The organism is Alteromonas sp. PRIM-21 (assembly GCF_027563165.1).
GTDB lineage: Bacteria > Pseudomonadota > Gammaproteobacteria > Enterobacterales > Alteromonadaceae > Alteromonas > Alteromonas macleodii_A.
In genome coordinates, this window is sequence record NZ_JADOEK010000001.1 from 59,159 (window position 1) to 72,987 (window position 13,829).

General features: G+C 43.1%; 14 protein-coding genes. 8 read left to right on the top strand and 6 right to left on the bottom strand.

Translation table 11 applies throughout. From position 1 onward, the window contains the following. The first annotated feature begins 14 nt into the window (after positions 1-14). Genes IW644_RS00165 through IW644_RS00175 form a run of 3 tightly spaced genes read left to right on the top strand, consistent with a single transcriptional unit; the run spans position 15 to position 4,134 of the window. Positions 15-2,174 (top strand): type I secretion system permease/ATPase, encoded by a 2,160-nt coding sequence (locus IW644_RS00165; protein WP_269915928.1) that lies wholly within the window; start codon positions 15-17, stop codon positions 2,172-2,174. Next, positions 2,171-3,538: an HlyD family type I secretion periplasmic adaptor subunit gene (locus IW644_RS00170; protein WP_269915929.1), complete on the top strand. Its 1,368-nt coding sequence runs from the start codon at positions 2,171-2,173 to the stop codon at positions 3,536-3,538. Before IW644_RS00165 ends, IW644_RS00170 begins: the two co-directional genes overlap by 4 nt. Continuing rightward, positions 3,538-4,134 (top strand): helix-turn-helix transcriptional regulator, encoded by a 597-nt coding sequence (locus IW644_RS00175; protein WP_269915930.1) that lies wholly within the window; start codon positions 3,538-3,540, stop codon positions 4,132-4,134. Before IW644_RS00170 ends, IW644_RS00175 begins: the two co-directional genes overlap by 1 nt. On the opposite strand, the gene IW644_RS00180 is transcribed toward IW644_RS00175, so the two are convergent. The 3 genes from IW644_RS00180 to IW644_RS00190 all read right to left on the bottom strand — a co-directional run bounded on the left by IW644_RS00180 (position 4,109) and on the right by IW644_RS00190 (position 8,079). After that, positions 4,109-6,043 carry a bifunctional diguanylate cyclase/phosphodiesterase gene (locus IW644_RS00180; RefSeq protein ID WP_269915931.1) on the bottom strand — a complete coding sequence of 645 codons (1,935 nt, stop codon included), beginning with the start codon at positions 6,041-6,043 and terminating at the stop codon, positions 4,109-4,111. The two genes, IW644_RS00175 and IW644_RS00180, sit on opposite strands and share 26 nt — an antisense overlap. 6 nt (positions 6,044-6,049) lie before the next feature. Continuing rightward, positions 6,050-6,730 carry a transglutaminase-like cysteine peptidase gene (locus IW644_RS00185; RefSeq protein ID WP_269915932.1) on the bottom strand — a complete coding sequence of 227 codons (681 nt, stop codon included), beginning with the start codon at positions 6,728-6,730 and terminating at the stop codon, positions 6,050-6,052. Between the two features lie 167 nt (positions 6,731-6,897). After that, positions 6,898-8,079 carry a flagellar assembly protein T N-terminal domain-containing protein gene (locus IW644_RS00190; protein ID WP_269915933.1) on the bottom strand — a complete coding sequence of 394 codons (1,182 nt, stop codon included), beginning with the start codon at positions 8,077-8,079 and terminating at the stop codon, positions 6,898-6,900. A gap of 333 nt (positions 8,080-8,412) precedes the next feature. Here IW644_RS00190 and IW644_RS00195 point away from each other — a divergent pair, with 333 nt between their 5' ends. Beyond that, on the top strand, positions 8,413-8,850 hold the full coding sequence (locus IW644_RS00195; RefSeq protein WP_269915934.1) for an LPP20 family lipoprotein: 438 nt from the start codon (positions 8,413-8,415) through the stop codon (positions 8,848-8,850). A gap of 174 nt (positions 8,851-9,024) precedes the next feature. On the opposite strand, the gene flgN is transcribed toward IW644_RS00195, so the two are convergent. The 3 genes from flgN to flgA all read right to left on the bottom strand — a co-directional run bounded on the left by flgN (position 9,025) and on the right by flgA (position 10,706). Then, positions 9,025-9,456, bottom strand: coding sequence for a flagellar export chaperone FlgN (gene flgN / locus IW644_RS00200; RefSeq protein WP_269915935.1), 432 nt, complete (start codon positions 9,454-9,456; stop codon positions 9,025-9,027). A gap of 86 nt (positions 9,457-9,542) precedes the next feature. Next, positions 9,543-9,872: a flagellar biosynthesis anti-sigma factor FlgM gene (gene flgM, locus IW644_RS00205; RefSeq protein ID WP_269915936.1), complete on the bottom strand. Its 330-nt coding sequence runs from the start codon at positions 9,870-9,872 to the stop codon at positions 9,543-9,545. 102 nt (positions 9,873-9,974) lie between these two features. Next, positions 9,975-10,706, bottom strand: a complete 732-nt coding sequence (gene flgA, locus IW644_RS00210) for a flagellar basal body P-ring formation chaperone FlgA (protein ID WP_269915937.1) — start codon at positions 10,704-10,706, stop codon at positions 9,975-9,977. Positions 10,707-10,976: 270 nt separating this feature from the next. Here flgA and IW644_RS00215 point away from each other — a divergent pair, with 270 nt between their 5' ends. From IW644_RS00215 to flgC, 4 genes are all read left to right on the top strand, one after another. Further along, positions 10,977-11,906: a chemotaxis protein CheV gene (locus tag IW644_RS00215; protein ID WP_179982624.1), complete on the top strand. Its 930-nt coding sequence runs from the start codon at positions 10,977-10,979 to the stop codon at positions 11,904-11,906. A 15-nt stretch (positions 11,907-11,921) separates the two neighbouring features. Further along, a complete protein-coding gene (locus tag IW644_RS00220) occupies positions 11,922-12,752 on the top strand; it encodes a CheR family methyltransferase (RefSeq protein ID WP_179982625.1) in 831 nt (276 codons plus the stop codon). Positions 12,753-12,955: 203 nt separating this feature from the next. Beyond that, positions 12,956-13,390: a flagellar basal body rod protein FlgB gene (gene flgB, locus IW644_RS00225; RefSeq protein WP_269915938.1), complete on the top strand. Its 435-nt coding sequence runs from the start codon at positions 12,956-12,958 to the stop codon at positions 13,388-13,390. Between the two features lie 2 nt (positions 13,391-13,392). Beyond that, positions 13,393-13,815, top strand: a complete 423-nt coding sequence (gene flgC / locus IW644_RS00230) for a flagellar basal body rod protein FlgC (RefSeq protein WP_179982627.1) — start codon at positions 13,393-13,395, stop codon at positions 13,813-13,815. Positions 13,816-13,829: the final 14 nt, after the last annotated feature.

The following is a 13,829-nucleotide window of genomic DNA, read 5'->3' on the forward strand; positions in this document are numbered from 1 at the left end:
TGTGGTAGACCTATATGAAGGAAAAAAAGGTCGACAGCGACATATCATATCTTGAGAAACAAGGTGGCGTATTGATGGATTGTTTAATAACAATCTGCCATGCCCACCATTTGGATGTATCTCGAGTTAGCCTGCTTAGCGGACTGCCCTTAGACCACGGTGAGTTGTCTCCTACGGGGTTTGAACGCGCAGCGAAACGAGCAGGGCTCGCCAGTAGAACAGTAAAACGCGATTTCGACCATATCAATACTGCGATATTACCCGCTGTTTTAGTGTTAAAAGATAAGCAAGCCTGCGTACTACATGGGCTTGATAAAACGCATGCCAGAGTCTCATACTCTGAGCTAGATGACGCTGTAGTCGAAGTACCAAGAGATGAGCTAATTGCCAGCTATACAGGGTATGTCATTTTTGCTCGCCCCGAGATGAATGCACAAGAAACCAATGCCCAAATAGACAAGTCATCAGTAGGACATTGGTTGTGGTCATCCATTAGAACGGCAAAAGGTTTGTATCGCGATGTTCTTTTAGCATCCGTTTTTATAAGTTTGCTTTCTATCGCATTGCCCCTGTTCGTGATGAATGTTTACGATAGGGTAGTGCCAAATGCTGCGCTAGAAACCATGTGGGCACTAGCTATTGGTGTTTTACTTGTGCTAGCGGCAGATTTTTTATTGCGCATGCTTAGACAGTACTTCGTAGAGTTAGCGGCGAGTCGATTAGATGTCACGCTATCGGCGAAAATAATGGAAAAAGTGCTGTCTATAAATTTAGCGAGCAAGCCTGCTAAAAGTGGCTCATTCATAAATAGCCTACAGTCTTTTGAAAGTATTCGGCAGTTCTTCGGCTCAGTCACTTTAGTGGCGCTGGTTGATTTACCCTTTGGGCTACTGTTCGTAGTCATTATCGCCATGATCGATTTTTATCTGATCATTCCAATACTCATTGGTGCTACTGCTCTTTTTCTTTATGCGATAAAGGCGCAGCGGGTAATGCGTTCTCTTTCTGAAGAATCGATGGAAATTAGCTCTCGTAAAAGCTCCCTTGTAACTGAAAGCGTAACGTCGTTGGAAGACGTTAAAGCGTTTGGTTACCAAAGTAGAAATCAAAGTGCGTGGGAAAAGCAGACTATCTTCCTTGCCAAAGTCAACGCAAAACTTCGCTTAGTATCAATGTCGGTCAATAATGCTGCGCTCTGGATCCAGCAATCGGTGGGTGTGGTTATCATCCTCACTGGCGTTTACCTTATTATTGAGGGTGTGATTACACAAGGTGGTCTAATAGCCGCTTATTTACTATCAAGCCGAGCTATGGGGCCGGTTTCTCAGGCTGCCGCATTGCTTGCTCAATTCCATCACGCTGAAACCGCAAAGAATGCCCTTGATGACATTATGTCTCTGCCAAGTGAAACAGGTAGCAACAAACAGATTAAAAACAATGTCGTGCTAAAAGGGAATATTGACGCTAACCAGCTTTGCTTCAAGTATCCAGATGAAACCGTTCTCGCGTTAAAAGACATAAACTTCTCTATCAAGCAAGGAGAGCACGTTGCTATTTTGGGCAAAAACGGGTGCGGAAAGTCAACGTTAAACAAGCTTCTCATGGCTTTTTATCGCCCTGAATCGGGACAACTTTTATTGGATGGAATAGACCTTCAGCAGTATGACCCAACGCTGTTGCGTAAACAAATAGGCTATGTACCGCAAGATGTGAGCCTTTTTCACGGCTCATTAAAAGACAATATTTTGCCAGAAGATACACATATTGATGAGGCTGAGTTTTGGGAAGTCATTACCCAATGCGGTTTGGCAAAATTAGTCAATGGAAGTGCGAATGGCATAGAGCAAAATGTGGGGGAGCGCGGCTGCTTGCTGTCAGGTGGGCAGCGTCAGGCTGTGGCGATGGCAAGGGCCATAGTACGAGACCCTGCAATTTACATTATGGATGAACCAACTTCAGCCATGGATTCAACTAATGAAGCGCAGATGAAGGAAACGATTAAGGCGGCAACGGCAGGTAAAACTCTCATCATTAATACGCACAGAACCACATTACTAGACTTGGTAGAACGGGTCATTGTTGTAGAAAACGGAAAAGTGATTGCCGATGGTAAAAAGGAAGAGGTACTAGTGCAGTTTAGACAACCCAGTCAAGTATTGAAGAGGGCGCCATGATTTTGAAAAGTGATGGTGAAAAAAAGGACTGGTTACAGCGGCTAATGCGAGGCTGGCTTGCGCCGCCCCCAGGTCAAGATTGGGTTTTAGAAGCGGAATGGTCGCGCATTATGCAAACGCCGGTAAAAGCCCGTGGCCTGCTCTATGTCGTATTAATAGTACTGTTTTTGTTAGTGGTGTGGTCTTATTTCGCCGAGATTGATGAAGTGGCTAAAGGTGATGGGAAAGTTATTCCGTCACAGCAACTGCAGGTGCTTCAGTCATACGATGGTGGAATAGTACAGGAAATCTTAGTACGTGAAGGACAGACAGTAGAAGCGGGCCAGGTGCTGTTGAAAGTAGACCCAACGCGTTTTCTATCTAGTTTAGAAGAAAATACCACGCAATTCGCTGCACTTGCCGCGAAGGTTCAGCGCTTGTCTGCGCTTACCCAGGGCGAGGTGTTGCGGTTTAATAGAGAGCTTCAAGAGGAAGCGCCTACCATCGTTGATAATGAGCGAAAACTCTATAACTCAAATTTAGCTGAGCTTGATGAAATCGCGGCGGGTTCTGACTCTCGCATCTTACAACGCCGACAAGATGTTGAAGAAGAGCGAGCTAATCTATCCCAATATCAAAACGTGCTGACGCTTTCTAAAAAAGAGCTGGCGGTGACTAAACCATTGTTAGCATCTGGAGCTGTGTCGGAAATCGAAATTCTTCGATTAGAGCGTCAAATTGTCGAACTTGAAGGCAATATCACCAAATCTAAAGTGGCAATAGAGCGTGGGTTAAATGCTATTGAAGAAGAAATTATTAAGAAGGAAGAAGCCCGCCTCAAGCTAGTCAATCGATGGAATCAAGAGTTGACCGAGGCTACAGCCGAAATGGCGACGTTACAGCAGTCTCAAACGAGTTTAGAAGATGTTGTGTCGCAAGCTGACTTGCGTTCGCCTATCAATGGAACGGTTCAACGGCTACTCATCAACACGGTTGGCGGCGTTATTACACCTGGTAGCGCCGTTGTCGAGCTAGTACCTCAAGACGACCAGCTCATTGTTGAGGCGAAAGTTTCTCCGAAAGACATCGCTTTTATTCGAGAAGGGCAGCCGGCTATCCTGAAATTTAGTGCATACGATTTTACTATTTATGGTGGCATGTCGGCGGAAGTACAGCACATTAGTGCAGATGCCATTACCAATGAAAAAGATGAAACCTATTACCTTGTCAGACTTGAAACAAAGCGAAGCATTGCAAATGAATCCTTAGATATTTTGCCCGGTATGATTGTGCAAGTAGATATTTTAACGGGTAAGAAAACCGTTCTTAATTACATTTTATCGCCCTTATTTAATGTGACAGCCTCTGCGCTGAGGGAGCGTTAATGAGACATTTTATCGCAGAAAAAGACTTACAAGGGGCACTTACTCAATACTCTTGGTCTAGTTATAGTAGTGTCAATGAATTAAAGTGCGATAGTAGTGACTGCGTATGGATTATGGCAAGTGATAAAAGCTGGCGTCAGTTACTGATTGAGGCAAAACAGAAAGCCGATAACCTTGTTTTGCTTACGTACAAATATGACCGACTAGAGATGCAAACAGCATTAATGTTAGGTGCTAGAGCATATTGCCATGCGCTAGGGACACAGTCTTTACTGTCTTCTGTAGCTCGGGTTATAGAAGCTGGGGGTATGTGGTTGCCCAACGAGTTATTAACAGTGACTACATCAAATGCCGCTGCTAATTTGCAGACGAAGCGGAATCTACCTGTGCTGCGAGAGCTAACCAACCGAGAAAAAGATGTTTTAAACGGTATTTTGGAAGGGTTAAGCAACAAGGAGATAGCACGAGAACACGGTATTACCGAGCGTACCGTTAAAGAATATGTTGGTACGCTCCTTCACAAGTTTGAAGCGAAAGACAGGATAAGCTTATTGCTTCGTATAGGTGAGTTTAGTCATCTAAAAGATGCTCTATAACTTCAATATGTGAAACCACACCATCTATCCCTAATTCAATAAATAGCTCTTGGTGATCTGAGCGCTTAACCCCGTCTGCATAAACTTTTATACCAAAAGTATGCGCAAGAGAGCAGAACCCACGTATGAAGGCGTGATTGGCAGGATTGAAATCGATATCTGCCATAAACGCCGAATCGATTTTTACATAATCTAATCCCATTTCCTGAACGTTTAACAGTTGCGAGAAGGATTCTCCAACTCGTTTCAAGCCTACTTCGCAATCTTTGGCTTTTAACGTTGTGCAAAAATCTCTAAATTCATCAGGGAAGCGTGTAGCGGTAGATTCTCGCACCTCAAGACACAATTGCTTAGCCGCTTTTTCGTTGGTTCCAATTTGATAATAAAGTTGAGCAAGAATTTCTGGATTCAGCATAAACTGCTCAGAACAGAGAAATGCAAATTTTGAGTTTGTTTTAGTGTTATTAATATAGTTGATCAGGCTAGTAACCGTTGTTAGCTCTAATTGGGGTAGAAGCCCGAGATAGCGCGCCCAATGGGTATAATAACCACTTTTTCTTAGTTCACCATCTATCGTAACGCCCGCCCAACTCTGATAGTGAACCAAATTGCGGTCAATATCTAAAACCGGGAAGTTAAAGGTTTCTACACCACATTCGTCAATAGTATTTTGTAACTCTTTTTCCCAGCGTTTTTGCTCTACCAAGCTAATAAATTCTTTAAGGGTCGATTCGATAAAGGGTTCATCCATATCTAACATTTCTGCTTCATCAATCATCGCATCTGCGCGCATTAATAAAGCAGAGAAGCTATCGTCTGGGCGAAGTTTAACAACAGACTGAAATACCTTCGGATCACCTACGTCGCTAAACGCGCTTAAACACGCGCCATGGACTGCTTCTGAAATAGCAACAGCATCATGGGTTTCAGTAAGTAAAATAGCAAACTCGTTTTTTTGCATTCTAGCTATACGGCTGTCAGTAAACTGATGATGATGTAGTGAAAGGCAGTCGTTAATTTCCTCAACAAAATCGCGTATACGTTTTTTTCTGATATTCGCAGGTGAGCGTAAAAAGCCTTCGCCTTCAGTGAACCTCACAAAGAAAAGGCAGTTCACCCCTTCGGTGTCTCTAAAAGCTAGCTGCCCTTTCAAGATTGAAATGAAGTAATCTCTGTTAGCAACGCCAGACTCGTCATCAAACTGCGTTTTGTAGCGCATAAGATCAAGGCGTGTATTTTCTTCATCCATGATCTTTCTAGAGTTAGTAGCAAGAAAGTTCATAGCGCGCACTACACGCTTAAGTTCTAATGTACGAGGCTCTTTTAGCCGGATAAATTGCATTTGCTGAAATGATTCAGCTTGGCGCACAACACTGTCTAAAGGCCTGATAATATAGCGCAGTGCCCAGCCCCCTAAAAAGCCTGAAAATATGCCGACCAGTGATAAACCAAAAATAAGTCGTTTAGTGGCGCGCCACATTGATGCAACGGCAAAGCTGGTATCTGTTTCGACATAAACCGTACCATATTGACCCCAACCCTCGCTTACTTGGGCAATACCTGGTTTCACAATAGGAGAAAAGTTATCTGAAAACCACTTTGGGGTATTTTCGTCCAACTGCACTTCATGAGTATATTCAGAGACAATTTCACCGTCAGATTTTTGAAGTACAATAGAGGCGTAGTGACCAATGTCGAATTGTGACATTATGAAGAGATCTAATGAAACAGGGTCTTTATCCAGCCCACTAAGTGTTAGGGCAAGCATGCTCGCGTTGTCTAGGTTTTTTGAATAAAGCTGCTCTTCTACATAGTGTTTGGTAGTTATTCCATGAATTGTGACACTACCTGCAATTGCAACAAGGACAACAACTGCTATGGCGAGCCATAATTCTCTTGTTATTGACATAGACTCCTAAGACCTTCTGCTAATCCCCTCCTGTTTCATGCGCTCAATAACATCACGCCACCTTGATAGCCTGCTGGTGGACGAAGAAACTTGTGCAGTTTTACCCGGCTGCCAAATACCCGAATCATTAAAACTGAAAACAGGAATTAAATCCGTCCGCTGAGAGCCTGGCAACACATTAGACACTAAGCTGTCGAGCACCAAAGGATCCGATGAAGGGGAATCATAGTATCCTAGTACCATATGTGCTTGCGTTACTCGGCTTCTACCAATTTTCGCTTTTACATAAATTAGGCGAAGTTTAGAACTATCGATACCTAAGTGTAGCAGAGCTACGTATTTTGCAATGGCATAATCCTCACAATCTCCGCGAGAATGTCCAAAAAGTTCAGAAGGCGTGGCCCAATAGTCTTTTTGTTTGAATACGATATCGTCGGTAGCGTACTGGATGTGCTCGTCAAAGAAAGCGTTTACACCGATAAGCTGCTCTTTAACAGCCTTATTTTCAAGGTCGTGAAGTTTAGTTTCTAGCGCACTGACATGTAATGCTTTGTCAGCTCCAAAATTATTTTTAACTTCCTGTTCGAGCTTTGGAAACTCGATGACATAGCGATCCCTCAGTTGTTGTCCAGCCAGTAGCAAGGCTACTAATGCTAAGCAGTGCGACGCAAACAGAGAAAGGGTCATATTTTTATAATGTAGGTCATACTAAAGTATAAGAGAGAGTACTTGTCTCTATCTAAAGTTTAAGTATTAGATACTATACGTAGTTATAGGTATAACACGGGTGTGTTGATATTCCAACCCTGTTCCCCCAACGCCAGTGACTTACATTTGATAAAGTGAAAGCTAATTTACTTCTTAACTACAAAATCATTTTCCTGAATATTCGCAGTAATTCCCGACGTAGCGTTGACTACCACAGACGAATTGCCATATGCACTATCAACAATAAATGTACCGGGGTAGAGCGTATATTGAAGATACCTTCTACCGCGATTATCGACCACCTCTTTGGCCTGATAAAGGTATAGTTCATCTTTTTCAGATATGCCATTATCTCGTCCTAGAGATACCGAAATTTTATTGTTCGCAATGCTAATCACCCGCCCCGTAACAGGTTGGCAGGCTGTTGCTTCTTTAATATCTTCTATTAATTGACTGATTGATGTATCAATTGCTTGGCCGTAGCGTGATTGCCAAAAAGTTGACGAAAATTCGTCAACGTCTTCAAACCTATCGAACGTCCATTCCTCATTAGTATCGTAAGAGGAACTGAACAGAAGACCGCCGTTTATCCCGTCATAAACTTGTACAGACATTGCGAACGCACGATATGAAGTGTCGCTTCGCCAAGGTGCAAATACAGATACTTCTTTTTGCGCAACACTTAAATCATCAATAACCCCAATAATGACAAATTGCGTGTTACTTTGATCTGATAGCGTACGTACGTTTTTGTCGGTATAACGGCTATCAAACTTTGCAGTATGGGGAGCAACGTAAGTAAGGCTCAGATTATCTGTCTGTTCTTGCATTGCTTTAGCTAATCGCTGTGTAAACGCCTTATCAAATTGCGGAATATTTCCTTGGGTCAGCTGTGCTCTGTTTCTTATCCTAAAGTGAGTAGTGGCAAAGTGTTTTTCGTCCCGCTGCGCTGAGCATACTTCTCCTCTAGGAAAAATGTCTGCACGTACACTAACTGTGACTACATCACCGTTATAAGTTTCGCTCACGAGCTCTAATTGCTCGACTTCGCCTGTCGAACGGATCGTCATTTCTTCGTTTTTCAGAAGCCCATTAGTGAGTTTGGCTACACTTTGCACTGAAGCCCCAGCAAATAACATCGCTTGTTTGAGCGCATCCTGTGTCGCTGCGCGTTTTGCTGCTTCCTTGTTACCGTTCATTACCACAGCCTGCCCTGTGGCTTCATACCAAACGGCATGGGCTTGCCCAGCCATTAGTCCAAGTAGGCAAACAGCGGCCATCGCTCTGCTTAAACATGCCATTAGCGTTGTTTTGCTTGCTTGTCGCACGTGACACCTCTGCGGTTGTTTAGTTATTACGGTTAAATAATGTCGTAACCTTTGCTAGAACTATGCGAAAAAAGTGCCAATTAAAGGAGGAAGCTATTTTTAAAAGCAAACGGGCGCACATATTGCTTACTTGCTTTGTACTAGGGTATATGACTGCAAACTGTCGTTATGGAATCTGATGTTATTCATAACGCTTTGTTGAAATGTTATTAGCCTATAAAGGTTATAAAGGTAAATGTTTAGACGTCACTAACTCGTTATTGATGCACAAAGAGGTTTTAAATTATGTGGTTGAATGGACTAAAAAATTCGAGATTACTTTTGCGGTCTTCCATGTTTGGCCTGGCAATCTCTTTGAGTGGTTGTGGCATTATTGATAAACACGTCGAATGGGAAACCGTTGAGCCTGAAACTTACCCTGTTTTAAAGGCGGTTGGTTACGCGCCGATTTCATCGCAAAAAGGCGAGTCTGACAGTATGAAGCTAATAATGGCGATGAAAGCGTCAAAATTAGATGCATACCGCGAGTTGACCGAACAGGTATACGGTCAAAAAATAGAAGGTAGTCAGTCTGTATCACGCCTTGTTGTTGACAGTGAAACGTTACGCGCATCTGTTGAGGGAGTAATTAGAGGCGCCGAGGTTGTTAAGACTTATCCCGTGGGTGAGGATACCTACGTTACGGAGCTTTCTTTAGATATGCAGCAAGTCTACGATATTTATTTGTCGACGGCTAAGCCGCGCCGAGTGAAAGATGTAAAGTATTACTAGGAAGTAAGTTAAAGGCGATTCGCGCTAATTACTTTGCAGTGGGATGCTAGAAAATACGTGATAATAAAGTGAACTTAGCTGTCTATGTAGTCAATGCACTGCGCGGTGAATGTACTGCGGGGGCAATGCATTGTGTGGTTAATGCACTGCGGCGATACGAAACTATTTAAAAGCCTAAGCACTCACTCCAGAGCCTAAAGTTCCGCCTTTCGGCTTACCTTTCTTGTCATAAGTGAGTGATTCTTTTGCTCGAACTTCCATCATCAAATTCCGCAAATGTGTGAGGCGTAGCTGTCCTTGCTCTACGGCTTTTTGATTAACCTGTGTTCGATATTTGCAATCTTCCAGAAGCTTCTTGGCGTCAGCCATTAATGCTTCATCGTCTTCCGACATCGCATTTTCGTTGTCGATAGCATCTTCAATGCTTGCATCCAGCGATTGAATAGAACCCAGAAGGGCTGTTTTTTCGTCTAACAAATTCATCAAAGATTCAGCGTCACGCGAGCTAATAAGCTGCAGCTCTTTTTCAAGCAGCGACGCAAGTGAAGTCATTTGCTCCACTTGACGAGATAATGCTTGTGTTAACTGGCTTGCTTGTTCTGTCACTATACTTGTCTCATTGAACGTGTTTGATAAATTGTCGCTGATTTTGTAACACCAAACTATTTAGCACCAAATTATTTAGCACCAAATTATTTAGTTCCAAATATTTGGGATTCTAGTTTCGCGATTTTATTAGCAAGAACTTCAGGGTTAACCTTGTACTCACCACTTTGGATCGCTTTTTTAAGACGATCAACTTTTTCCTGATTCACTGGCGCCTCAGTCCCTTTTTTCTGAACTTGATTCAACTGCTGTGCAGATTGAGTCAGCGAAACGGAATCTTGTCTTGGCGCTTGTGCTGTTTGCGCAGACTGTGCTGAAGTCTGCTGTTGAGATTGTTGCGTCTGGTTCTGCTGCGCAACTTTCCCGTTATCAACGGGTGTTTTAGGTAACCCATTGTTTATATTATTAATTGCCATAATCAGTCCTCACTACTTTTTGCCTCTGGTATATATATCGGCCTTTTGGCAAATATCTTTAGCTAAATTGAGAACAAAATAGTAGATATTTATAGCCCACTTTTACAAGTGTATCACGACTTCTTCAGGGCTTGCGACTTTAGCAATAATGGCCTTCTGACTACTGGCATTTAAGACTTTTATGTTATCGCCAACCACACCATCTTGTTGCGCTATTCCAGCTGTCTTAACTTCCATTCCCGCAACCTCCGCGGTAATAGTAATTCTATCGCCTTTGCATACAAAGCATAGCATATTCGACTGTATCGCTTGACCATCGGTAACCCGGCGTTTCATTCTAGCGCCAATTAACGACTCTAGATCGGTGAATGCCGTGTAGCGTAGACGTCTCACGTCTACTTTTGCCTTCGTTAAATTTGATGAGGTTAATACAGTTCCAGGGCTAATTGCGCCCTGCGTAACTACAATTTCTTTCGTTCTCGTTACTTGGCCGCTGGTAAACAAATACCACTCATTATTTTTACAGCTTACTCGAACAGATATGTAAGATTGGTTCAGCGCTTCCTGTGACGCATTATATTGGAAACCGGTTGGACAGTCTGGGATATTTATCCGATCGTCTATCTTCACAATATCCACATCAATGTTAGTATCCTGCGCATTATCGTTAAGTTGATTTATCAAGTACTGCTTGGCACCTTCTTCAACTTGTTCATGATTGGACGCCGCTGCATAGCAATGTTTACTTAGTAAGCCGATTAGCAAACCGACTACTAAACGGGTGAACGAGCGAGTGAATTCAGTACGCATTTTTTCGTTTATCTTTTTCATCATGACATTTCGTGTTTCAGTTTGCGATTAATTGACTATGCTTAGTGAAATCTATGTTTGTAAACAGCGGGTTTAACAACAATGCTTAGTTCAAGGTGTAAAAGCACACGCTTCAACATGACAAGATTTAACTGGCAGTATTGAAAGGTTAGTAACGCTTAAACAAACCTTAAGTGTCATTTTTCTGTCGTTTGACCTGCAAAAATTTAGTGATATTGTCTACTCTTATCATAAGAGGCAATGATCATGCCCAGTATTACTTAGAGGTGACCTATGTCGGGTATTTTAGATTCGGTAAACCAGCGAACGCAGCTTGTTGGGCAGAACCGCTTAGAGTTGTTGCTGTTTAGACTGAACGGCCGTCAGCGGTTTGGGATTAATGTATTTAAAGTAAGAGAAGTGTTGCAGTGTCCTCCGCTTACGGCTATGCCAAAATTAAACCCATTGGTTCGTGGGGTAGCACACATTCGTGGCCAAACTATTTCGGTGATTGACCTAAGTATGGCTACACGTGGTCGTAAAATTGAAGACCTCTCTAATGCGTTTATCGTTATTGCCGAATACAACCGTTCGGTTCAAGGGTTCTTGGTTGGCGCTGTTGAGCGCATTATCAATACCAACTGGGATGCCATCATGCCGCCGCCACAGGGCACAGGGCGGGCCAGTTATCTTACGGCGGTTACTGAAGTAGAAAACGAACTCATTGAAATACTCGATGTAGAAAAAATTCTCAATGAGATCTCCCCGCTAAACGCTGAAGTTAGTGCTGACGTTGCCGAGGGGCTAACGACAGAGGGGCAAGAAAACAAAATTATCTTTATAGCGGATGACTCGGCGGTAGCGAGGAATCAGGTGAAAAAAGCGCTTACGTCATTAGGCCTTGAAATCGAGCTTGCTAAAAATGGTCTTGAAGCGCTTAATCGTCTTAAACAAATCGCTGAAGAGTATGGCGACGTAACTAACCGCGTTGGTGTGCTAGTTTCTGATATTGAAATGCCCGAAATGGATGGCTATACCTTGACTGCAGAAATTAAAAATACACCGGAGCTTCAAAAACTTCACGTTGTTCTGCACACGTCATTAAGCGGGGTGTTTAACCAAGCAATGGTACAAAAAGTTGGAGCGGACGACTTTATAGCGAAGTTTCACCCAGACGAATTAGCAACTGCTGTACAGAAGTGGCTAATGACCGAGTGCGAATAACGGAGCAGGAAAGGATTGGCTAATAAAGACGTTTCGCCCGCGAGCTACCAAAAGTTCAGAGAGTTTCTTGAAAAGCAATGCGGCATAGTTTTGGGCGAGAATAAACAATACCTCGTCCGCAGCCGTTTGGCTTCATTGCTTTTTAAACATAAGTACGAATCTGCAGATGAACTGATTGATGTTGTTGTTCGTGGTTTTGATCGCACCTTGTTACAAAGTGTTATCGACGCAATGACAACCAACGAAACCTTATGGTTTCGCGATAATTATCCCTTTGATCTTCTTTTAAAGGACCTATTGCCATCCTTATCTACTAAAAATCAGAAGGTTCGCATTTGGAGTGCTGCTTGCTCGTCGGGGCAAGAGCCTTATTCCATCGCAATGTCTGTGCTTGAGTACCAACGTCAACGTCCAGGCGCGTTGAGAGCGGGCGTTGAGATTGTGGCAACCGATTTATCATCAGAAATGCTGCAAAAATGTGAATCTGGCATTTATGACGAGCTCTCTCTTGCCAGAGGCTTATCTCCGCAGCGAAGACAAGCTTTTTTCCAACAAAATGAAAAAGGGCTTATGCAAGTGAAGCCTGAGGTTCGCCGCATGGTAAGCTTCAGAAGTTTGAACCTGCTTACGAGCTATGCCGCGCTTGGTCGGTTTGACATCGTTTTCTGCCGCAACGTATTAATTTATTTTTCGGCAGAAGTGAAACAGCGGATCCTGCAACAAATTGCCGGACAACTGCAGCCTAACGGCGTTCTATTTCTTGGCGCATCAGAGTCTATAAGTGCTGCCAGTGATATCTACAGCATGGTGAAGTGCCACCCTGGTCTTTACTACCAAAAAAAATGATCTAACTTATCGGCTTGATAAATAAAGTTTTTTAAAACTCAAGCCGATCTACTGACCTCTATACCTTCCGTCAAAATCCCATTGTGGCATCTGCCTTGCTAACTATTTAAACAAACGACAGTAAAACGGCAAAAGTTTAACGCTTAAATTTCCGTTTAGCTTGTCTACACGAAACGTTTTTAAAGTATGTCAGAGGTCATGTTATGGCTATTAACCTAGATAAGCTGGTGGGCTTTCACGAGTCAGCACTTAAAATACGCACAGAGCGTATGGAGGTTATTTCGGGGAATCTAGCTAACGCAAATACGCCTGGTTACAAAGCCAGGGATATTGATTTTAACAAAGCCATGCAGTCTGCAATGAGTGAAGCATCTAGTGGCGCAACAAGTCATGCTTCATCAGGGTTAGTGCGGACAAATGAGCGCCATTTAGGCGGCAATCCTTCGTCTGTTGCGGCAAATTTTGACATGCAGTACCGCGTACCTACTCAACCTGATACTGGCGACGGTAATACGGTAGAAGTCCAAGCGGAAAGAAACAGATTTTTAGACAATGGATTGCGCTACCAAGCAAGCCTTGAATTTTTGAATGGGAAAATTAAAGGCATGAAAAAAGCACTTAGCTCAGGAGGTCAATAGTCATGAGTTTATTTAACGTAATGCAAATTTCGAGTACGGGTATGGAGGCAGAAAATGTCCGTCTTAATACCACGGCGAGTAATATTGCTAATGCAAACTCGGTAAGCAGCAGCTATGACGAAACCTACCGAGCTCGTCACCCTGTTTTCGCAACAGCATTACAAGACGCTATGCGGGATCACTCGAAGGGCGCAGGTGTTCAAGTTAAAGGGATAGTAGAGAGTGATGCTCCACTTCAGGTGGAGTATGCACCTAATAACCCAATGGCAGACGAAGAAGGCTATATCTATAAACCTAACGTCAACATTGTAGAAGAAATGGCGAATATGATGTCAGCGTCTAAAGCGTATGAAACAAACGTACAGGTAGCGGACACCACCAAACGAATCTTCCGCCGCGTACTGCAGTTAGGTCAGGGGCAGTAACTTGCCGCTTGAAT

What these genes read in the sequence shown, in the direction of transcription:
- IW644_RS00165 (WP_269915928.1), top strand. Translation starts at nt 15, where the DNA reads ATGAAGGAAAAAAAGGTCGACAGCGACATATCATATCTTGAGAAACAA.
- IW644_RS00170 (WP_269915929.1), top strand. Translation starts at nt 2,171, where the DNA reads ATGATTTTGAAAAGTGATGGTGAAAAAAAGGACTGGTTACAGCGGCTA.
- IW644_RS00175 (WP_269915930.1), top strand. Translation starts at nt 3,538, where the DNA reads ATGAGACATTTTATCGCAGAAAAAGACTTACAAGGGGCACTTACTCAA.
- IW644_RS00180 (WP_269915931.1), bottom strand. Translation starts at nt 6,043, where the DNA reads ATGTCAATAACAAGAGAATTATGGCTCGCCATAGCAGTTGTTGTCCTT.
- IW644_RS00185 (WP_269915932.1), bottom strand. Translation starts at nt 6,730, where the DNA reads ATGACCCTTTCTCTGTTTGCGTCGCACTGCTTAGCATTAGTAGCCTTG.
- IW644_RS00195 (WP_269915934.1), top strand. Translation starts at nt 8,413, where the DNA reads ATGTTTGGCCTGGCAATCTCTTTGAGTGGTTGTGGCATTATTGATAAA.
- flgM (WP_269915936.1), bottom strand. Translation starts at nt 9,872, where the DNA reads ATGGCAATTAATAATATAAACAATGGGTTACCTAAAACACCCGTTGAT.
- flgA (WP_269915937.1), bottom strand. Translation starts at nt 10,706, where the DNA reads ATGATGAAAAAGATAAACGAAAAAATGCGTACTGAATTCACTCGCTCG.
- IW644_RS00215 (WP_179982624.1), top strand. Translation starts at nt 10,977, where the DNA reads ATGTCGGGTATTTTAGATTCGGTAAACCAGCGAACGCAGCTTGTTGGG.
- flgB (WP_269915938.1), top strand. Translation starts at nt 12,956, where the DNA reads ATGGCTATTAACCTAGATAAGCTGGTGGGCTTTCACGAGTCAGCACTT.
- flgC (WP_179982627.1), top strand. Translation starts at nt 13,393, where the DNA reads ATGAGTTTATTTAACGTAATGCAAATTTCGAGTACGGGTATGGAGGCA.